The sequence below is a fragment of the Edwardsiella piscicida genome (genome assembly GCF_001896205.1).
GTDB classification, from domain to species: Bacteria; Pseudomonadota; Gammaproteobacteria; order Enterobacterales; family Enterobacteriaceae; genus Edwardsiella; species Edwardsiella piscicida.
This window is the reverse complement of record NZ_MPNU01000001.1, coordinates 2935865-2956053: the sequence shown is the minus strand read 5'-3', so window position 1 is coordinate 2956053 and position 20189 is coordinate 2935865. Positions and strand designations below refer to the sequence as shown.

At 62.6% G+C, this 20189-nt stretch carries 18 protein-coding genes; 8 read left to right on the top strand and 10 right to left on the bottom strand.

Translation table 11 applies throughout. The annotated features are described in order from the left end of the window. Window positions 1–120 precede the first annotated feature (120 nt). The 3 genes from fldA to BRD58_RS13615 all read right to left on the bottom strand — a co-directional run bounded on the left by fldA (window position 121) and on the right by BRD58_RS13615 (window position 2112). Window positions 121–648 carry a flavodoxin FldA gene (gene fldA / locus BRD58_RS13625; RefSeq protein WP_012849436.1) on the bottom strand — a complete coding sequence of 176 codons (528 nt, stop codon included), beginning with the start codon at window positions 646–648 and terminating at the stop codon, window positions 121–123. A 183-nt stretch (window positions 649–831) separates the two neighbouring features. Next, window positions 832–1110 (bottom strand): LexA regulated protein, encoded by a 279-nt coding sequence (ybfE, locus tag BRD58_RS13620; protein ID WP_015462092.1) that lies wholly within the window; start codon window positions 1108–1110, stop codon window positions 832–834. A 213-nt stretch (window positions 1111–1323) separates the two neighbouring features. After that, window positions 1324–2112, bottom strand: coding sequence for an alpha/beta fold hydrolase (locus tag BRD58_RS13615; protein ID WP_015462091.1), 789 nt, complete (start codon window positions 2110–2112; stop codon window positions 1324–1326). A gap of 273 nt (window positions 2113–2385) precedes the next feature. On the opposite strand from BRD58_RS13615, the gene seqA reads away from it, so the two are divergent. Both seqA and pgm read left to right on the top strand, forming a co-directional pair. Further along, complete coding sequence (seqA, locus tag BRD58_RS13610) at window positions 2386–2925, top strand: replication initiation negative regulator SeqA (protein ID WP_012849433.1); 540 nt, start codon at window positions 2386–2388, stop codon at window positions 2923–2925. A 29-nt stretch (window positions 2926–2954) separates the two neighbouring features. Beyond that, the gene (gene pgm / locus BRD58_RS13605) at window positions 2955–4595 is read left to right on the top strand and encodes a phosphoglucomutase (alpha-D-glucose-1,6-bisphosphate-dependent) (RefSeq protein WP_015462090.1); all 1641 of its coding nucleotides are present in this window, start codon (window positions 2955–2957) and stop codon (window positions 4593–4595) included. Between the two features lie 80 nt (window positions 4596–4675). Here pgm and kdpE read toward each other — a convergent pair whose 3' ends face one another. The 6 genes from kdpE to BRD58_RS13575 are packed head-to-tail and all read right to left on the bottom strand — an operon-like array spanning window position 4676 to window position 12593. Further along, window positions 4676–5365, bottom strand: coding sequence for a two-component system response regulator KdpE (gene kdpE / locus BRD58_RS13600; protein WP_012849431.1), 690 nt, complete (start codon window positions 5363–5365; stop codon window positions 4676–4678). Beyond that, window positions 5362–8070, bottom strand: coding sequence for a two-component system sensor histidine kinase KdpD (gene kdpD, locus BRD58_RS13595; RefSeq protein ID WP_073383402.1), 2709 nt, complete (start codon window positions 8068–8070; stop codon window positions 5362–5364). Before kdpD ends, kdpE begins: the two co-directional genes overlap by 4 nt. A 9-nt stretch (window positions 8071–8079) precedes the next feature. Beyond that, window positions 8080–8700 (bottom strand): potassium-transporting ATPase subunit KdpC, encoded by a 621-nt coding sequence (gene kdpC, locus BRD58_RS13590; protein ID WP_069579116.1) that lies wholly within the window; start codon window positions 8698–8700, stop codon window positions 8080–8082. Window positions 8701–8722: 22 nt separating this feature from the next. After that, window positions 8723–10789 (bottom strand): potassium-transporting ATPase subunit KdpB, encoded by a 2067-nt coding sequence (gene kdpB, locus BRD58_RS13585; protein WP_073383398.1) that lies wholly within the window; start codon window positions 10787–10789, stop codon window positions 8723–8725. A gap of 17 nt (window positions 10790–10806) precedes the next feature. Then, window positions 10807–12504 carry a potassium-transporting ATPase subunit KdpA gene (kdpA, locus tag BRD58_RS13580; RefSeq protein ID WP_015462086.1) on the bottom strand — a complete coding sequence of 566 codons (1698 nt, stop codon included), beginning with the start codon at window positions 12502–12504 and terminating at the stop codon, window positions 10807–10809. Further along, a complete protein-coding gene (locus BRD58_RS13575) occupies window positions 12504–12593 on the bottom strand; it encodes an ATPase (protein WP_034164201.1) in 90 nt (29 codons plus the stop codon). Before BRD58_RS13575 ends, kdpA begins: the two co-directional genes overlap by 1 nt. A 399-nt stretch (window positions 12594–12992) precedes the next feature. Here BRD58_RS13575 and BRD58_RS13570 point away from each other — a divergent pair, with 399 nt between their 5' ends. The 6 genes from BRD58_RS13570 (at window position 12993) to BRD58_RS13545 (ending at window position 18818) form a co-directional block, all read left to right on the top strand. Next, on the top strand, window positions 12993–13193 hold the full coding sequence (locus BRD58_RS13570) for a YbfA family protein (RefSeq protein WP_012849426.1): 201 nt from the start codon (window positions 12993–12995) through the stop codon (window positions 13191–13193). 100 nt (window positions 13194–13293) lie between these two features. Further along, the gene (locus BRD58_RS13565) at window positions 13294–14247 is read left to right on the top strand and encodes a YbgA family protein (protein WP_073383394.1); all 954 of its coding nucleotides are present in this window, start codon (window positions 13294–13296) and stop codon (window positions 14245–14247) included. Between the two features lie 8 nt (window positions 14248–14255). Continuing rightward, window positions 14256–15686: a deoxyribodipyrimidine photo-lyase gene (gene phrB / locus BRD58_RS13560; RefSeq protein ID WP_073383389.1), complete on the top strand. Its 1431-nt coding sequence runs from the start codon at window positions 14256–14258 to the stop codon at window positions 15684–15686. A gap of 43 nt (window positions 15687–15729) precedes the next feature. After that, complete coding sequence (locus tag BRD58_RS13555; protein WP_226079101.1) at window positions 15730–16746, top strand: MBL fold metallo-hydrolase; 1017 nt, start codon at window positions 15730–15732, stop codon at window positions 16744–16746. A 56-nt stretch (window positions 16747–16802) separates the two neighbouring features. Beyond that, window positions 16803–17546 (top strand): type 2 GTP cyclohydrolase I, encoded by a 744-nt coding sequence (locus BRD58_RS13550; RefSeq protein ID WP_012849422.1) that lies wholly within the window; start codon window positions 16803–16805, stop codon window positions 17544–17546. Window positions 17547–18155: 609 nt separating this feature from the next. Next, complete coding sequence (locus tag BRD58_RS13545; RefSeq protein WP_069579107.1) at window positions 18156–18818, top strand: acyl-homoserine-lactone synthase; 663 nt, start codon at window positions 18156–18158, stop codon at window positions 18816–18818. On the opposite strand, the gene BRD58_RS13540 is transcribed toward BRD58_RS13545, so the two are convergent. Further along, window positions 18799–19518, bottom strand: a complete 720-nt coding sequence (locus BRD58_RS13540) for a LuxR family transcriptional regulator (RefSeq protein WP_012849420.1) — start codon at window positions 19516–19518, stop codon at window positions 18799–18801. The two genes, BRD58_RS13545 and BRD58_RS13540, sit on opposite strands and share 20 nt — an antisense overlap. Between the last annotated feature and the right edge of the window lie 671 nt (window positions 19519–20189).

The window sequence follows — 20189 nt, the reverse complement described above, 5'->3', positions numbered from 1 at the left end:
TCGCGAATAATGAGGAAGATAGAAACAAATGACGCAGCGAACTGCGCACTATCGTTTTTATTGATGGCTGAAATACCTGCCGGCTATTAAACGGGGATCCGCGCCGGCAGGCGATAGGCATTAGCCCAGGATATCGGCCAGATGCATCTCTGCGCTGAGCTGCTTGACCCAGGCGTCCACGCGCTCGGCGGTCAGCTCTGGCTGGCGATCCTCATCGATGGCCAGGCCGACGAAGGTGTTGCTATCGACCAGCGCCTTGGAGGCTTCAAAGTGGTATCCGGCGGTCGGCCAGTGGCCGACGATGGTCGCGCCGCGCGCTTCAACCAGCTCGCGGATGGTGCCCATTGCATCGCAGAAGTACTCGGCATAGTCTTCCTGATCGCCGCAGCCGAACAGCGCTACCAGCTTACCGGAGAAGTCGATCTCCTCCAGGGAGGGGAAGAAGTCATCCCAGTCGCACTGCGCTTCGCCGTAGTACCAGGTGGGGATACCCAGCAGAAGAATATCAAACGCCTCAAGGTCTTCCTTGCTGCTCTTGGCAATGTCATGAACTTCAGCAACGTCTTTACCCAGTTGCTTCTGGATCATCTTAGCAATGTTTTCCGTGTTGCCGGTGTCGCTGCCAAAGAAAATACCTACGATTGCCATATCGCGAATTTACCTTTTATCTCAGAAATTAAATCAGGCTGTGCCCCGACCGCCGCGGGCGACGGACGGGATAGGCGCTGAGCCCAACGGGGCGCGGTCACACACCCAGCCTACCTACCAGTCGAATACTATAACATCTTTGGCGTCGCGGCTTTATCGTCATTGTGCGCTGCGCCAGGCGGGTCAGGTATCCAGCGGTAGCTGACTGAGCAGCATCTGCTCGATCAGCTCGCTGCGGCTGATGTTGCGCTCCTGCGCCAGACGGTTGAGGAGATCGACCGCCTCTTCATTCATCTTCAGCTCGACGCGACGCAGCCCTTTAACCCGATCGCGCCGCAGCTGGTTACGCTTGTTAATCCGCAGCTGCTCTTCCCGGGAAAGCGGGTTGGTTTTGGGACGACCTGGGCGACGTTCTTCCGCGAACAGATCGAGCGTCGTGCGGTCCGTTTGTTCTTTGGCCATATTCAGGTAGCGGTACTGCAAGGAGAAGGGAGCACGGGAACCCCGGACTCCGATTAACATATATACGGGATTTCCCCCGACGGCACCGTACGGGGACGCGCCGCCCATTTTAGCGCGCCATCATACCCCAGGGAGTGGAGCAGCGACAATCCCTTATCGGCGTCGGCGCGCGTTCCCGCACCGACGCGGGTTCGATCCGCGGCGCTCGGATCTTTATGCCGCGGCGCCGGAGGGGGTATCGAGAAAGCGGCGCACCGCGCGCAGGACGTTATCTGGCTGTTCAGCGTGCAGCCAGTGGCCGCTGCCGCTGACCACGTGGGCGCGGGCGCGGGGAAACTGGCGGGCGATCGCCTCTCGATAGTCATCGAGAATATAGGGCGAGTTCGCGCCCTTGATGAACAGCGTCTCCCCCAGATGAGGCGCCTGCGGCTGCCAGCCGAGGATCTGCGGGTAATGCTGCTGCAGGGCCGCGAGATTAAAGCGCCAGCGTCCCTGGTGAAAGGACTTGAGCAGAAATTGCACCACCCCCTCCTGCTGCAGAAAGCGGCGCAGGATCTGCGCGGCCTGCGGGCGCGTCGGCACCGCCGCCGTCTGCACCGCGTTCAGGGCGGCAAAGACCGCGTCGTGACGGCGGGTGGGATAGGCCACCGGCGCCATATCCAGCACCACCAGGCGGCGTAGACGCTGCGGAGCGAGCGCCGCCAGACGCATCGCCGCTTTGCCGCCCATGGAGTGGCCCATGATGTCCAGCGGCGCCAGGTCGTAGGCGTCGATCAGCGCGATGAGATCCCCGGCGAGCAGATCATAGTCCATCTCGGGGGTATGGGGGGATTGGCCGTGGTTGCGCAGATCGACCAGCAGCACGTCACGCTGGGCGTTGAGCGCACGGGCGAGCTGGCCCAGGTTGTCCAGCGAACCGAACAGGCCGTGGATCAGCAGCAGCGGTGGCTGGCTCGGCGGCTGCGGCGCCCGCAGCAGCAGATGATTCAGGGTCAGGATCATGGTGAGATAAATTGTTCAGCTAATGTTGCGTACAGGTTACCACGGCGGCGGCGACGTGTCCGCCGGCCGAGCGCCTGCGCAGGGGCCGGCGAGGGTGACCCCCTCGGGCTGGCCGTCAGCGCCGACGCTTAAGCGCCCGCGCCGCGTTGGCGCCGCACCGACGGAGGCGCCAAAATGGACGTTAATCACCCCACCGTGGCGCTAAACGCTATCCGCTCAGGGCGTTTAACCTTATAATCCAATCTGACCAAGTAGCAAAAGTACTGGATAACGATGAAAACGATTGAAGTCGACGAGGAGCTCTACCGCTATATTGCCAGCCACACTCAGCGGATTGGCGAGAGTGCTTCCGACATTCTGCGCCGGCTGCTGAAAGTCGGTATGGAGAGCAAGACGGCCGCCGTCGCTGGCGCGGCGCTTCCTGCGCTGGTAACCCCTCCCGCCGCGGCGGTATCCCGGCCGCAGGATCGCGTGCGCACCATGCGCGAACTGCTGCTGTCGGATGAGTATGCTGAACAGAACAGGGCGGTCAGTCGCTTTATGCTGATTCTGACCACGCTGTACGCCATTGACGCCGATGGGTTTGCGGCGGCAACGGATGCCCTGCACGGGCGCACCCGCGTCTACTTTGCCGGCGATCGCAATACGCTGCTGCAGAGTGGCAATCACACCAAGCCCAAGCAGGTACCCGGCACCCCTTATTGGGTGATCACCAATACCAACTCAGGCCGCAAGCGCGCGATGATCGAACACATCATGCTGGCGATGCAGTTCCCCGTGGAGCTGATCGAGAAGGTTTGCGGCACCATTTGATAAATAACAAGCGTTAGGGAGAAGCGCAGATGGCAAATCACCCGCGCGCCGGGCAGCCTGCCCGGCAGAGCGATTTGATCAATGTGGCTCAGCTGGTTGCACAGTATTACAGCCTGCGTCCGCAGGCGGATAATCCGTCCCACGCCGTGAAGTTCGGCACCTCCGGTCACCGCGGCAGCGCGCAGCGCCAAAGCTTCAATGAGGCGCACATTCTGGCGATCGCCCAGGCGATCGCCGAGGTGCGCAAGGCCAACGGCGTCGAGGGGCCCTGCTTTGTCGGTAAAGATACCCATGCGCTCTCTGAGCCGGCCTTCGTCAGCGTGCTGGAGGTGCTGAGCGCCAACGGCGTTGAGGTGGTGGTGCAGGAGAACAATGGCTTTACCCCGACGCCGGCGGTGTCACACGCCATTCTGACCCATAACCGTCGCGGCGGCGCGCTGGCCGACGGTATCGTGATTACGCCCTCCCATAACCCGCCCGAAGACGGCGGCATCAAATACAACCCGACCAACGGCGGCCCGGCGGATACCAATCTGACCTGCGTTATCGAGCAGCGTGCCAACCAGCTGCTGGCGCAGGATCTGGCCGGCGTGAAGCGTCTGACGCTGGACGCGGCCTGGCGCAGCGGCCATATCCACGCGCGCGACCTGGTGCAGCCCTACGTTGAAGATCTGCGCGATATCGTCGATATGCCGGCGATTCAGCGCGCCGGTCTGAAGCTCGGCGTGGATCCGCTCGGCGGCTCCGGTATCGAATACTGGCAGCGCATCGGTGAGCATTACGGCCTGGATCTGACGCTGGTCAACGACCATATCGATCAGACCTTCCGCTTTATGCATCTGGACCACGACGGCGTGATCCGCATGGATTGCTCCTCGGAGAGCGCCATGGCGGGGCTGCTGGCGCTGCGCGATCGCTTCGACCTGGCCTTTGCCAATGACCCGGACTATGACCGTCACGGCATCGTAACGCCGGCCGGGCTGATGAACCCGAACCACTATCTGGCCGTGGCCATCGACTATCTGTTCCGCCACCGCCCGCAGTGGGGGGCCGAGGTGGCCGTGGGTAAGACGTTGGTCTCCAGCGCGATGATCGATCGGGTGGTTAAGGCGCTGGATCGCCGCCTGGTGGAGGTGCCGGTCGGCTTCAAGTGGTTTGTCGACGGTCTGTTTGACGGCAGCCTTGGCTTTGGCGGCGAAGAGAGCGCCGGGGCATCGTTCCTGCGCTTCAACGGCACGCCGTGGTCTACCGATAAGGATGGCATCATCCTGTGCCTGCTGGCGGCAGAGATCACCGCCCAGACCGGTAAGAACCCGCAGCAGCATTACGATGCGCTGGCGGCGCGCTTTGGCTCCCCGAGCTATAACCGTCTGCAGGCGCCGGCGACCCATGCCCAGAAGGCGGCGCTTTCCCGTCTCTCTCCGGAGATGGTGCAGGCGGACCGGCTGGCGGGGGATCCGATCACCGCCCGTCTGACCCGCGCCCCGGGTAACGACGCGCCGATCGGCGGGCTGAAGATCATGACCGACAACGGCTGGTTCGCCGCGCGTCCGTCCGGCACCGAGGAGGCCTACAAGATCTACTGTGAAAGCTTCCTGGGTGCGGAGCATCGCCAGCGTATCGAGAAAGAGGCGGTTGATATCGTGAGCGCCGTACTGGCTAACGCGTAAACGCGCCATTCCCCTCCGCAACGCCGCGCACTGCGCGGCGTTTTTTATGGGGGAACGCCGGGGAGAAGCGAACTCGTCCTCTACGGCATAAAGCGGTAGCCGACGCCGGTTTCGGTCAGTAGATGGCGCGGACGGGCCGGTTCGGCCTCCAGCTTCTGGCGCAGGTGTCCCATATAGATGCGCAGGTAGTGGCTGTGCTCGACGTAGTTGGGTCCCCAGACGCTGCTGAGCAGCTGGCGCTGGGTCAGCACCTTACCGCTGTTGGCGATAAGCTCGGCCAGCAGGCGAAACTCGATCGGCGTGAGGTGCAGCCGCTCGCCGCGCCGGGTGACGCTGCGCGCCAGCAGATCCACCTGGACGTCGGCGAAGCAGACCAGCGGGCTCTCCTGCTGCTGGCGGGTATGGCGCCGCAGCGCCACCCGCACTCGCGCCAGCAGCTCCGCGACGCCGAAGGGTTTGCTCAGAAAATCCTCGGCGCCGGCGTCGAGGGCCTCAACTTTGTCGGCCTCATCGCAGCGCGCCGAGAGCACGATCACCGGAATGGCGCTCCAGCGGCGCAGATCGCGGATAAACTCCACGCCGTCGCCGTCCGGCAGCCCCAGATCGAGGATGATCAGATCCGGCTGGCGGGTTGCGGCCTCGATCAGGCCACGCTGCAGGCCATCGGCGTCCGCGACGCGCCAGCCTTCGTTTTCCAGGGCGGCGCGCACAAAGCGGCGAATAGCCTGTTCGTCTTCGACGATCAGAATAGTGATGGGGGCGGCTGTCACGGGTTGTCTGTCATCTCCTCATCGGTTTCCGGGTCGATCTCCGGCACGGTTTCCAGCGGCAGGGTGAAGTGAAAATGGGCGCCGCCCTGCGGTGGGCTTTCGACCCAGATTCTACCACCGTGTATATCAATAATGGCACGGCAAATCGCTAACCCCAAGCCGACGCCGGGAATGGCGGACTCTTTATCGCCGCGGGTAAACTTGTTGAAGATATGCGGCAGTTGGTCGGCGGGAATCCCCGGCCCGCTGTCGCTGATCTCCACCTCGAGCCCGTCGGCGCCGACCCGCGCGCCGATGGCGATGCGGGCCGCGCTGCCGGCGTATTTCCCCGCGTTCTCCAGCAGATTCTGCAGGACGCGCTCGATGAGCGCCCCGTCGCAGTTCACCAGCGGCAGATCCGCCGGCAGGCTGAGGGCGAGGGGATGGCCGGCCAGCATCGGCTCCAGCGTATGGATGGCGCTGCCGACGATCTCCTCCAGCGACTGCCATGCCTTGCGCAGACGGAAGCCGCCGGACTGGATGCGGGCCATGTCCAGCAGGTTGTTGACCAGGCGGGAGGTGTTGAGGATCTGCTGACGGATCTCCTCTGCCTGCGGGGCGTGGGCCGAGCGTTCGCTGGCCAGATCCAGCGTCAGTATCTCCGCCTGCCCGAACAGCACCGTCAGCGGAGTGCGCAGATCGTGAGAGAGGGCGGCCAGCAGCGAGTTGCGCAGCTGCTCTCGCTCGGCCTCCAGACGGGCCGCCGCCGCGCTGTGGGCCAGGTGCAGGCGCTCCAGCGCGTTGGCGATCATGACGGTATAGGTTTGCAGCAGGCGCTGCTGCTCCGGCACCATCAGCTGGCGCAGGTTGGTCGGCTCAATGGCCAGTACGCCAAAGGTGTTCTGGGCGCTGGAGAGCGGCAGCAGCTGATAGGGAACGCCGGGCAGGGTATCGGTGCCGGCGCCGGCGGGCTGGCGGCGATCCAGACACCACTGGGCGATGGCCAGATCGACGTTGGTGACCCCGGCCTCATCGCCGTGGCGGGGACGCAGTAGGCCGTCGCCGTCCGGCAGCAGCAGCGTGGTGCGGGCGCCAAAGCTGTGATTCAGGGAGGCGCAGGCGCTGTGTACCACCGCGTCGTGATTCAACGCGTTGCCCAGCGCCTTGGACATTTCATACATGTGGCGGGCGCGCTGTTCGCGGTAGCGCGCCACCCGCGCCTGATAGCGCATGCCGGCGGTGAGGTTACCGATCAGAATACCGACGATCAGCATCACGCCAAAGGTGACCAGGTACTGAACATCGCTGACGGCGAAAGACCACTGCGGCTGCACGAAGAACAGATCGAAGCTGGCGACGCTGATGCAGGCGGAGAAAACCGACGGCCAGCGGCCAAAGAACAGCGCCACCACCACCACGCCGAGCAGGTAGACCATCACCAGATTGACCTGATCGAAGGTGGGCAGCATCAGCTTGCCGCACAGCGAGATCAGCGCGCACAGCGCCGCGGCCACCAGGAACCCCTGGATCTGCACCCGCCACTTCTCGCCGAACGGGCGCGGATCGTTTTCCCGCGGGCCGCTGGGGCGATCCTCGACGGCGACGATCAGCAGGTCGAGGTCGGGGCCCAGGCGGGCCAGACGGTCGACGAAGCTGGCGCCGGGCCAGCGTAGACGCCGGGACTCGCGCTGGCGGCGACCCAGCAGAATTTTGCCCAGATTGTGTTCGCGGGCGTAGCGTAGGATGGCGCGCTCCGGGGTGGGATCGGAGAGGGTGGCCGTCTCCGCCCCCAGCTCCTGCGCCAGGCGCATGCTGCGCAGGATGGTGCGCCGCTCGTTTTCCGGCAGGCGGTGCAGATGCGGCGTCTCCACGTAGACGGCGTGCCAGACGCAGCCCAGCCGACCGGCCAGGCGGGCGGCGGTGCGCACCAGCTTATCATTGTCGGCGTACTGGCCGATGCACAGCAGCAGGGCATCGCGGGTGTGCCAGACCCGGCTGCCGCCGGGGCCGCTGCGAAAGGCGCGCATCTGATCATCGACCCGATCGGCGGTGCGGCGCAGGGCCAGCTCACGCAGGGCGATCAGGTTTCCCTTGCGGAAAAAGTGCTCGATGGCGCGCTCGGCCTGACCCGGAATATAGACCTTGCCCTCCTTGAGACGCTGGCGCAGGTCGTCCGGCGGCAGGTCGACCAGCACGACCTCGCTGGCGGCGTCAAACAGCCGGTCCGGCACCGTTTCGCGCACCTGTACGCCGGTCACGCTGCCAACGATATCGTTCAGGCTCTCCAGATGCTGTACGTTGACGGTGGTCAGCACGTCGATGCCGGCCGACAGCAGCTCCTCGACGTCCTGCCAGCGCTTGGGGTGGCGCGAGCCGGGGGCATTGGTATGCGCCAGCTCATCCATCAGGATCAGCGCCGGGGCGCGCGCCAGCGCCCGGTCGAGGTCGAATTCGCGGATCTGGCGTCCCCGGTGGTGGATCCGCTTTTGCGCCAGCAGCTCCAGCCCGTCGAGCAGGGCGGCGGTTTCGCTGCGGCCATGGGTTTCCACGACGCCGACCGCCACGTCCAGCCCCTGAGCGCGCAGGCGCTGCGCCTCCTGCAGCATGGCGTAGGTTTTACCGACGCCGGCGCAGGCGCCGAAGAAGACCTTGAGCCTGCCGCGCGCGGGTTCGTTGACCTGGGCCAGCAGGGCGTCCGGATCCGGGCGTTGTTCGTCGTCGACCATGACGTATCCTTATTCAGAGGGCGATGAGGGGTGGCGTAGCGCCGGATCCGATGATAGCCGATCCAGCGCCAGATTCAGCCTCAATACGTTCACCGTCGGCTGGCCGATAAAGGCCGGCCAGCGCGGCTCGGTGTTCTGGGCTATCAGGGCATCGATCAGCGCCGGGGGCACGCCGCGCGCCGTGGCGATCCGCGCCGCCTGATAATGGGCGGCCTGCGGCGAGATATCCGGGTCGAGGCCGCTGGCGGAGCTGGTGAGCAGATCGACCGGTATCGGCTCGCCGACGGGCTCCTGCGCGTCGCGCTGGCGTAGTCGTTCGGCGCGCGCGGCCAGCGTCTGGGTCAGCAGCGGGTTGCTGACCGCCAGATTGCTACCGCCCGACGCCATGGCGTTGTAGGGACGCTCGGCGGTGGCCGACGGGCGCGGCCAAAAGTAGTCGTCGCGCTGGAATGATTGACCGATCAGCGCAGAGCCCACCGGATGGCCATCGCGCAGCAGCAGGGAGCCGTTGGCCTGCTGGGGGAACATCAGCTGCGCCAGCGCCGTACTCAGCAGCGGGTAGGCGACGCCGGTGATCAGCGTCAGGATCAGCATCATCATCAGGGTGGGGCGTAACAGCGATAGCGCCATCATCTTCTCCTTGGAGCGGCGTTTAGACCAGGCCGCACAGCGTTAAAAACAGATCGATAATCTTGATCCCGGCGAAGGGGACCAGCAGGCCGCCGGCGCCGTAGATCCACAGGTTACGCCGCAGCAGCGCGCCGGCGCTCAGCGGGCGGTAGCTGACGCCGCGCAGGGCCAGCGGGATCAGGAAGACGATGATCAGCGCGTTGAAGATCACCGCCGACAGGATGGCCGATGCCGGTGAGCTCAGGTGCATCACGTTGAGCTGGTTGAGCTGCGGGTAGGTGGCGGCAAAGGCGGCCGGGATGATGGCGAAGTACTTGGCCACGTCGTTGGCGATGCTGAAGGTGGTCAGCGAACCGCGCGTCATCAGCATCTGCTTGCCGATGTGCACCACCTCGATCAGCTTGGTCGGGTTGGAGTCCAAATCGACCATGTTGCCGGCCTCTTTGGCCGCCTGGGTACCGGAGTTCATCGCCACCGCCACGTCGGCCTGGGCCAGCGCCGGGGCGTCGTTGGTGCCGTCTCCGGTCATGGCGACCAGACGCCCTTCGGCCTGATACTGGCGGATCAGCGCCAGCTTGGCCTCCGGCGTCGCCTCGGCCAGGAAGTCGTCTACCCCCGCCTCGGCGGCGATGGCGGCGGCGGTCAGGCGGTTATCGCCGGTGATCATCACCGTTTTGATCCCCATGCGCCGCAGCTCGGCGAAGCGCTCTTTGATCCCCCCCTTGACGATATCCTTCAGCGCGACGACGCCGAGGATGCGGGCGTCCTCCGCCACCACCAGCGGGGTGGCGCCGCTGCGCGCCACGCGCTCGACGGCCTCCTCCACCGAGCGGGGGAAGTGGCCGCTGGCGGACTCGACGTAGCGGCGGATAGCGTCGACGGAGCCTTTGCGGATCATGCGGCCCTGGATGTTGACCCCGCTCATGCGGGTCTGGGCGGAGAAGGGGACGAAGGTGGCGTTCAGGCTGTTCAGGTCGCGCTCGCGCAGGTTAAAACGCTGCTTGGCCAGCACTACGATGCTGCGTCCCTCCGGGGTTTCGTCCGCCAGGGAGGCCAGCTGCGCGGCGCTGGCCAGCGCCTGCTCGCTGACGCCGCTGACCGGCAGAAACTCGGAGGCCTGGCGGTTGCCCAAGGTGATGGTGCCGGTCTTGTCCAGCAGCAGGACGTCGACATCCCCGGCGGCCTCGACCGCCCGGCCGCTGGTGGCGATCACGTTAGCGCCCAGCATTCGGCTCATGCCGGCGACGCCGATGGCGGACAGCAGGCCGCCGATGGTGGTGGGGATCAGGCAGACTAACAGCGCCACCAGCACGGTCACGGTCACCGGGCTTCCCATCTGGCTGACCTGTGCGCTGAACAGCGAAAAGGGGTACAGAGTGGCGCAGGCCAGTAAAAAGATTATCGTCAGGGCGATCAGCAGGATGGTTAGCGCAATTTCGTTGGGCGTCTTGCGCCGCTTGGCGCTTTCAACCATGGCGATCATCCGGTCAAGGAAGGTTTCTCCGGGGTTGACGCTGCACTGCACCACCAGCCAGTCGGAGAGCACTCGCGTGCCGCCGGTGACTGAGGAGAAGTCGCCGCCGGACTCGCGGATCACCGGCGCCGACTCCCCGGTGATGGCGCTTTCGTCCACCGATGCACCGCCCTCCAGCACCTCGCCGTCGCAGGGCAGGGTATCGCCCGCCTCGACCAGAACCAGGTCGCCTTTGCGCAGGCTTTCGGCGGCCACCTTCTGCCACGGGGCGCCGTACTGCGCCTGCGACAGCTGTTTGGCCCAGCCGCTCTTCTTCACCCCTTTCAGGCTCTCGGCCTGCGCCTTGCTGCGTCCTTCGGCCAGCGCCTCGGCCAGGTTGGCAAACAGCACGGTAAACCACAGCCACAGGGCCAGGCTGCCGGTGAAGATGGCGCTGCCGTCGGTCTGGCCGCACAGGATCATCAGCCAGATAAAGCTGGTCAGCAGGCTGCCCAGGTAGACCACGAACATCACCGGGTTGTGCCACTGGACGCGGGGATCCAGCTTGCGCAGCGCATCGCGCAGCGCCGTTTTCAGCAGGGCCGGTTCGAATAGTGCACGCTGTTTATGACTCATGATAACTCTCTCTTCCCTTATGGCCGTACGCCGCTCAGCGTCATCTGTAACTGTTCCGCCAGCGGGCCGAGGGCCAGCGCCGGAATAAAGGTCAGGGCGCCCACCAGCAAAATGGTGCCCACCAGCAGGCCGACGAACAGCGCGCCGTGGGTGTGCAGCGTGCCGTTGCCCGCCGGCTGACGTTTTTTCAGCGCCAGCGCGCCGGCGATCGCCATGACCGGCACGATCACCCCGAAGCGTCCCAGCAGCATGGCCAGCGCCAGCAGCAGGTTGTAAAACGGCGTATTGACGCTCAGGCCACCGAAAGCGCTGCCGTTGTTGTTGGCGGCGGAGGAGAAGGCGTACAGCACCTCGCTGAAGCCGTGGGCGCCCGGGTTGAGGATCGCGCTGCGTCCGGCGTCGCACAGCAGCGCGATGGCGCTGCCGGTGAGCACCAGGGCCGGCGGGATCAGAATGGCCAGGGCGGTCATTTTCATTTCATAGACGCCGATCTTTTTCCCCAGGTACTCCGGGGTGCGACCGATCATCAGCCCGGCGATGAAGACGGTCAGCAGCACGAACAGCAGCATGCCGTACAGGCCGCTGCCTACGCCGCCGAAGACCACCTCGCCTATCTGCATCAGCCACATCGGCACCATGCCGCCCAGGGCGGTGAAGGAGTCGTGCATGGCGTTCACCGCGCCGCAGGAGGCCGCCGTCGTGACCACGGCATACAGGGCGGAGGAGAGGATGCCGAAGCGGCTCTCCTTACCCTCCATGTTGGCGCTGTCGTCGGCGCCCAGCGCCATCAGGTGCGGGTTACCCTGCAGCTCGGCGTACATCACCGAGCCCGCGGCAACGATAAAGATCAGCGACATGGTCCACAGCAGGGCGTGGCCCTGACGGCTGTCGCCGACGCTGCGACCAAAGGCGAAGCACAGGGCGGTCGGCAGCAGAAGGATCGCCACCATCTGCAGCAGGTTGCTCAGCGCGGTCGGGTTTTCAAACGGGTGAGCGGAGTTCGCGCCGAAAAAGCCGCCGCCGTTGGTGCCGAGCAGCTTGATGGCCTCCTGGGAGGCGACCGGTCCCATCGGCAGCAGCTGTGTGCCCCCCTCCAGCGGTGCCACGCTGACATAGGCGCTAAAATTCTGCAGCACGCCCTGACTGACAAAAAATAGGCTCAGCAGCAGCGACAGCGGCAGCAGGACATACAGGGTGATGCGCCACAGATCGACCCAGGCATTGCCCAGCATCGGATCGGCGTGGCGGGCGAAGGCGCGGATCAGGGCAAACAAAACGGCGATGCCGCTGGCCGCCGACAGAAAGTTTTGTACGCCGAGTCCGGCCATCTGGCTGAGGTAGCTCAGGCTGCTCTCGCCGCTGTAGGCCTGCCAGTTGGTATTGGTGACAAAGCTGACGGCGGTATTGAGGGCCAGATCCCAGCGCAGGCCGGGGAATCCCTGAGGGTTGAGGGGCAGTAGCCCCTGCGCCATCAGCAGCGCGAACAGCAGCACGATCCCCAACAGGTTAAAGGCGAGGATGGCCAGCAGGTAGTGACGCCAGTCCATTTCATGGGGCGTCACGCCGCACAGGCGCCACAGGGCGTTCTCCGTACGCGCCATGGCGCGGTACGGCTCGCCGTCGATCAGGCGGCTCAGCAGGCTGCCCAGCGGTGGGGCCAGGATCAGCAGCGGCAGCATCAGCAGACCGATTAGCATCAAGGCATGGGTAAACATCAGAAGTCCTCCGCATGCCACAGTGCATACACCAGATAAACCAACAGGAGTAGCACCAGTACGGCACAGGCGATCAGTCCCAGCGTCATTTTTTATCTCCTTTAGCGCGATGACAGTATCAAGATAGGCGCTCTCGGGTATAAATGAGGCAAAAAGCGGCGTCATCGCCGTAAAAAAAGTATAAAAATGGCGGGGCTGGCGTGGGGCGCGCCGTGCGTTAGATGTGCGGCGGGAAAGGGGAGGATAGCCAGGAGACTCTCGCCCATGTCGTGAACGCTCGTCACGCCTGACGATGCGCCAGCGCGATCGGCATTATCGTTGCTGTCCTCTATCGCATTGCGGCGTACGCTGACGCAACAAGTGGTCGGAGGTGTGCTTGATCTTTGTGCGCTCAGGGGCTATGTTGGGGCTGTTTCGGCCACCGTTTTCGGCCGTTTTTTGACGCTCCCGGCGCCGGCGCCAGCGGACGTATTTGCAAGGAGGTCACGATGTATCAGCGCTATTCCTGGCCGCGTATCTGGCTGCGCCGCAGCGGCGTGATTCTGGTGGGTACCCTGGCCTTTCCCGTGATGCTGCTGCGTCACGATCGGGCACGCTTCTATAGCTATCTGCACCGGGTCTGGTCGAAAACCAGCGACAAGCCGGTGTGGCTGGCGGAGTCAGAAAAGGTTCGGCCCGACTTCTTCTGAGCCCGTGCGCGTCACGATACCTGGCAAACCCCATTCGGCAATCTACACTTGGCGTACCGACTCCTCGTGGTCACGGGGATAGAACAACGGAGGGTACGCCATGTCTTCTGCCATTCCTGTCGGGATCAGCGCCTGCCTGCTCGGTCAGACGGTGCGCTTTGACGGCGGTCACCGGCGCTTTGCCTTCGCCGCCGATACCCTGGCGCCGTTTTTCCACTTCCTGCCGCTGTGCCCCGAGATGGGCATCGGCCTGCCGTCGCCGCGCCCAGCGCTGCGCCTGATTCGCCACGATGCGTCGTCGTCGGTGGCGCTGGTCAACAGCCGGGATCCGACGCTGGACTATACGGCGGCGATGGAGGATTTCGCCGCGCGTCAGCTGCCGCAGCTGCAGTCGCTGTGTGGGTTTATCCTCTGCGCCCGCTCGCCCAGCTGCGGCATGGAGCGGGTGAAGGTGTATACGCCGCACGAGGCGCGTAAAAACGGAGTGGGATTGTTCGCCGCCGCCCTGATGACGGCGATGCCCTGGCTGCCGGTCGAGGAGGATGGGCGCCTGAGCGACGGCGCGCTGCGGGAGAACTTTATTGCCCGAGTATACGCGCTGCACGAGTTTAACCAACTGTGGCCGTCGGGGCTGAGCCGCGGGGCGCTGGTGGCGTTCCACAGCCGCTATAAGCTGCTGTTGCTGGCCCACTCTCAGCCCGCCTACCGCGCGCTGGGGCGGATGGTGGCGGAGATAGGCCAGTGGCCTTCGACGACGGCGTTTGCCACAGAATACCGTCATCGGCTGATGGCGCTGATGCGACAGCCCGCCTCACGCCGTAACCATACCAATGTGCTGCAGCACGTACAGGGCTACTTCAGCCCACGCCTCAATCCTGCTCAGCGTGCCGAGCTGAGCCAGCTGATCCTACAGTATCGCCAGGGGGTACAGCCCCTGCTGGCGCCGCTGACGCTGATCAACCACTACCTGCGGGAGTACCCGGACGATTACCTGGCGTCGCAGCGCTATTTTTCCCCCTATCCGGACGCTCTGCGTCTGCGCTATGGCCATTAGGGGGCGCGATGAGGACGCACGTGGTGTGGCTGCGCAGCGATCTGCGCATGACGGATAACCGAGCGCTGCACGCGGCCTGTGCCGATGCCCGAGCGCGGGTGGTGGCGCTGTATGTGGCGACGCCGCGTCAGTGGCTGGCGCAGGAGATGGCGCCGCGTCAGGCGCAGTTTATCTGGCAGAATCTGTCGGCGCTGCAGGAGGCGCTGGGGCAGCGCCAGATCCCGCTGTACTGCCTGAGCGTGGACGACTATGCGGCCCAGGCGCGGACGGTGCGCGAGGTGTGCCTGCGCGAGCGCGCCGATGCGCTGTTTGCTAACCGTCAGTATGAGCTGAATGAGCGCCGCCGCGACGATGCGCTGGCCGCCGCGCTGCCCTTTCCCTGCCATTTTTTTGACGACGCGCTGCTGCTGGCGCCGGGGGCGGTGCTGACCGGCGCGGGCGCGATGTTTAAGGTTTTTACGCCGTTTAAGCGCGCCTTTCTGCGCGGTCTGGCCTCGGCCGATCTGCGCGTGCTACCCGCGCCGTCGCCGCGTCAGCCGATCGCGGCGGCCCCGACGCCGGTCGCGCGCGTCGATTATCCGGACGCCGCGGTGGATAGCGCGCTGTTTCCCGCCGGTGAGACGGCGGCCCAGGCGCGCCTGGCGCAGTTTTGTCACGGGGCGCTGGCGACGTATGCGGCGCGGCGCGATTTTCCGGCGCAGGCGGGAACCAGTCAGCTCTCCCCCTACCTGACGCTGGGAGTGCTATCGCCGCGCCAGTGTCTGGCGGCGCTGCAGGCGCAGGCGTTGGCCTCCCCCAGCCCCTCCAGCGGCGCCGAGGCCTGGTTAAATGAGCTGATCTGGCGTGAGTTTTACCGCCATCTGCTGGTGGCCTGGCCGGATCTCTGTCGCCATCGTCCCTTTATTCCCTGGACGGCGCGGCTCCGCTGGCGGGACGATCCGGCGGGACTGCAGCGTTGGCAGCAGGGGATGACCGGCTTTCCGCTGGTGGATGCCGCCATGCGCCAGCTGAACCGCTGCGGTTGGATGCATAATCGGCTGCGCATGCTGACGGCCAGCTTTCTGGTCAAGGATCTGCTGATCGACTGGCGTCTGGGCGAGCGTTATTTTCTGCGTCAGCTGATCGACGGCGATCTGGCCGCGAACAACGGCGGCTGGCAGTGGGCCGCCTCTACGGGCAGCGATGCCGCGCCCTATTTCCGCATCTTTAATCCGCGTGTACAGGGGCAGCGCTATGATCCGCAGGGGCAGTTTATCCGCCGCTGGCTCCCTGAACTGCGAGAGGTTCCGGACAGTGACATTCATCACCCTCAGCGCTGGGCGCTGCGGCAGCGTCGCGTGCTAGACTATCCCGACCCGCTGGTCGATCACGCCCGCGCGCGGCAGGACACGCTGTTGGCCTTTGCCCGCGCCCGCGCAGGGGACGACGGCGCGGCATAAGGCGCTGGCGCCGAAAACATGGCAAAGACAGGGAGAGTGGTACATGACGCAGAGGATGTGGCGTAGATGGGTGGCCGGCGGCGCGCTGCTGTGCGGGCTGGCGATGTGTCCCGCGCAGGCCGCGTTTGAGCTGGTGGCGCTGGGCAGCGGCGGTGGGCTGAGCGGCGATAATCTGAACGCCTATCTTATCCGCCATGAGCGCGATACGCGCTATGTTGCGCTGGACGCCGGTACCACCCTGCCGGGGATCGCTCGAGCGCTTGAGCAGGGAGCGTTTCCTACGGTGAGCGCGGAGCGCGCCGCGCCCTGGACGCCACAGGGCTATGTGCTGAGAGAGCTCATCGCCGCCTATTTCATCAGCCATCCCCATCTGGATCACGTCGCCGGCCTGCTGCTGGCGGCGCCGGAGGATAGCCGTAAGCCGATCTACACCCTGGCGGACAGCGCCGACACCCTGCGCAATCACTATTTTAACTGGAAGAGCTGGCCTAACTTCAGCGATGCCGGGCAAGGGCAGCGGCTGGGCACCTACCGCATCCACAGCGTCCGCCCGGGGCAGCGCTTTACGCTGGGCGTCAGCGGTCTGAGCGGGGTTGTCTACCCGCTCAGCCACGGCGGAGAGACGTCGTCGATGATCCTGCTGGAGCGAGAGGGCGAATACGTGGCGTACTTTGGCGATACCGGCGCCGATCGGGTAGAGAACAGCCAGCGCTTGGACAGCGTCTGGCGCCGACTGGGGCCGCTGGTGGCCAGTAGGGCGCTAAAGGGGATCATCATAGAGACCTCCTTCAGCGATGAGGTGCCCGAGACGCAGCTGTTTGGGCACCTGACCCCGGCGCTGCTGAACCAGGAGATGATCAATCTGTCCCGCTACAGCGGCGGTACGGCGGCGCTGGCGGGACTGCCGGTGGTGATATCGCATATCAAGCCGTCGCTGCGGGCCGGCGTCGCGGCGGAGCAGCAGATCATGGCACAGCTGGCGGCCGGGAACCGCAGCGGCGTGGCGTTTCGCCATCTGCGTCAGGGGGAGCGGACGCTGTTTGCCGGAGGAGACGAGTAGCGTATTATCCGCAGCACGATCGATGACGGCGGCAGGTGACCTGCCCGGGAGACCCCATGGATAATTTGGTTTTGGAGCAGCGGATTAACCGATTGCTTGACGTAGACAGTATGCAGGATTACGCCCCCAACGGCCTGCAGGTGGAGGGGCGTCGTGAGGTGCGGCGCATCGTTACCGGCGTGACCGCCTGCCAAGCGCTGCTGGATGCCGCCGTGGCGGCCGAGGCCGACGCGGTGCTGGTTCACCACGGATACTTTTGGAAGAGCGAGGCACCGACGGTGCGCGGGATGCGGCGGCAGCGTCTGAAAACGCTGCTGGCTAACGACATCAATTTATACGCCTACCATCTACCGCTGGACGCCCATCCCGAGCTGGGCAATAACGCCCAGCTGGCGCAGAGGCTAAAGATCACTCCGCATGGGCTGATTGCGCCGCTGTTGCCCTATGGCGAGCTCCAAACGCCCTGCAGCGCCGGAGAGCTGGCGGGGCGTCTGGAGCGTAAGCTGCACCACGGCGTTTTGCACTGCGGCGATAGCGGGCCCGCGCTGATCCGGCGGGTGGCCTGGTGCAGCGGCGGTGGGCAGGGCTTTATTGAGCAGGCGGCGACCTTTGGCGTGGATGCGTTTATCAGCGGTGAGGTGTCGGAGCAGACGATCCACGTTGCCCGCGAGATGGGGATTCACTTCTTTGCCGCCGGCCATCACGCCACCGAGCGCGACGGCGTTCGGGCGCTAGGGGAGTGGCTGGCCCGAGAGCATGATCTGGACGTCACCTTTATCGATATTGCCAATCCCGCCTAGCGGGGCTGCGCGGCGGGGGTCTCTCGCCGCGCGATCGCCGCCATAATACCAAACCAATACCATAGCGCCGTGCCCTAATATAATCGGCCGCGCTATTCCGTCATTAGCGTAAACGGTGCTAGCCGATCGCCCGATGCAGGCAGCGACGGCGCCTGAGAGTATCGTCAGGATGATAAAAATAACATTATGAGAGTTATTATTTTCCCAATGATTACGCGTATGACGTTAGGTTATTCCTAGAGCCTCATCGTTGCATTTTCGCTGACGCTGAAGCATAATCCAAAGAATCCATGTCCCGCTTAACCTTCTGTCGATAAACAAAAAAGTGTTTATTTTCCCCGTCAGACGAACGCACTGCCGCCGCGCTTTCAGCCTTACTTACCGTCGCAGATGATAAAATCTCAGTATATTGGGCGGGGTTATTATGTTATGGTCAATAACATGGATTCGCAGCGGAGTTAATCTCTCCGCTGGACTGTATTCGGATATTTTCTTAGTAAATGAAATATAGGATTATAGTGGCACGCGTCAGCGTAGGGTAAGGCACCGTTTGGCTTACGCTGGGTTACGTGGTGGTGTGTACACAGGCGGGGCGTTAAAGGACAGAAAATGTTTGAGATTTTTGATGTTGACTACCAGTCTCTGTCAAGAACGACATCAACAGAGCTATTTTCCCTGCGCAAGGGGACGTTTAAGGATCGGCTCAATTGGGCGGTAACCTGCAGCGATGGGATGGAGTTCGATGAGTATGACAGCGAGCATACAACCTATCTGTTGGGGGTGAAGGATAACGATGTGGTGTGCAGCGTACGCTTAATTGAAACCTGTCATCACAACATGATTGTCGGCACGTTTTTCCGCTACTTTGAGAAAGGCGAGATCCCGGCCAGCAGCCAGTTTTTTGAATCCAGCCGCTTCTTTGTTGATAAGCGCCGCGCCCGAACTCTGCTGGGCAATCAATATCCGCTGTGTCATCTCCTGTTTCTCGCCATGATTAACTATACGATGGCCTCTGGTCACCGCGGTATTTATACGATTGTCAGCCATTCGATGCTGCGGATTTTGACCCGCTCCGGCTGGAATATTACCGTGGTGGAGCGCGGCGTCTCGGAGAAAGCGCAGGATATCTATCTAGTCTATTTACCGACGGATGCGGCGAACCAGCGTCTGCTGATAGAGCGTATTAATCAGGATCAGCCTTTTGCTGAGGAGGCCCTGCAGAGTTGGCCTCTGGTACTGAAGGCCGATACGCTCAGCCCTCAATCGGCTTAATCAACTGCAGCTCAACGCCAAGCCGGATCGCGTGCTTGGCGTTTAATACCCCCAGCTTTTTGACAACGTTGCCAATGTGAAACTTGACGGTGCCGGTTTTAATACCGAGGATCAGCGCAATTTCTTGGTACGTTTTCCCCATACTGGCCCAGTAAAGAATTTCATTTTCACGCGTGGAGAAAATATTCTCTATTGGCTCTTTTTTGCTGCAGTAGTGCTGTGCGGTAATGTGGCGCTGGCCATTCATAAAGCGCTCATGGGCATCGATCAGCAGCATTTGTAGGACGCCTCTGCTGCGCTCAATCTCCGCCAGTCCGCGATCGTCGACCATCAGAGACAGCATCGCCAGCTGATTATCCGCATCATGCAGCACAAAGGTGTAGCCTCGGCTCACCTGGTATTTCTTGGAAAGATTAAAAATTTTCGAGAGGTTCAGCTTCGAGTTGACGGTGATCTTCTCATCCCACAGGAAGGGCGATACCCGGCGCAGGGCAGAGATCACGACCGGATCGATGTGCTGATAATGGTGTTCTTTATACAGCGTTACCCATTCATCTGGGTAATTGGAGATGATAATAATGTCCGATGGGTTTTTCTTATTGAGCAATAAATAGGCAAACTGAGTGTGGCCGTAAGCGACCAGTGACCGATCGATAAATTGCTTGATCTCTCTTGTCAGGCTCTCATTATCAGCAAACACGCTCGTTCCTTCTCCCAATCACCTTATCGCGAAAGATATACAGTAATACGTTCCGCGGCTAATTACATCCTCTATCTTGCGTGTCAACGGGAATTTTACATAGGTAACTGAACGGTATCCGCATGATAGCTATACCTTAGTCTAACTAGACGCTATCGGCAGATGTCAATAGAATTAGAACCAGGCCGAAAAGGTAAAAAAAACCTGATTCATCGCTGAATCAGGTTGCCAATTTCGGCCAACACCAGGGAAAACGATACAATCAGGCTGATACTTTCCGTGTCATATAAAGAGAGAAGGTACACCTGATTGACTCACTGCATATCGCAATCAGCGCTACGCATATATATTCAGTTACGTGAAATATATCCTCATTCTGTTTCTGCTCTGCACTGTCACAGATAGCTTACATAAAAACCGCTGCGGAATATAGACCCCTCGCTATCTTTTTTTCTGTAATTTACAAAGTAACAGAAATAAAGCCTACGATTATCCCCCTTTCCACTGACGATTTTTAGAACATAGTTATTATTACTATTTGATATTAAAAGACTTTAATAATAAAAGCGTCAGCTTTCGTCATCAAAATCAGCGAATGATTTGCATGTTATTCACCATGAAATATTGCATCTTTGATGTAAAGATATAGTAAAAAATCATGATTTTTATTA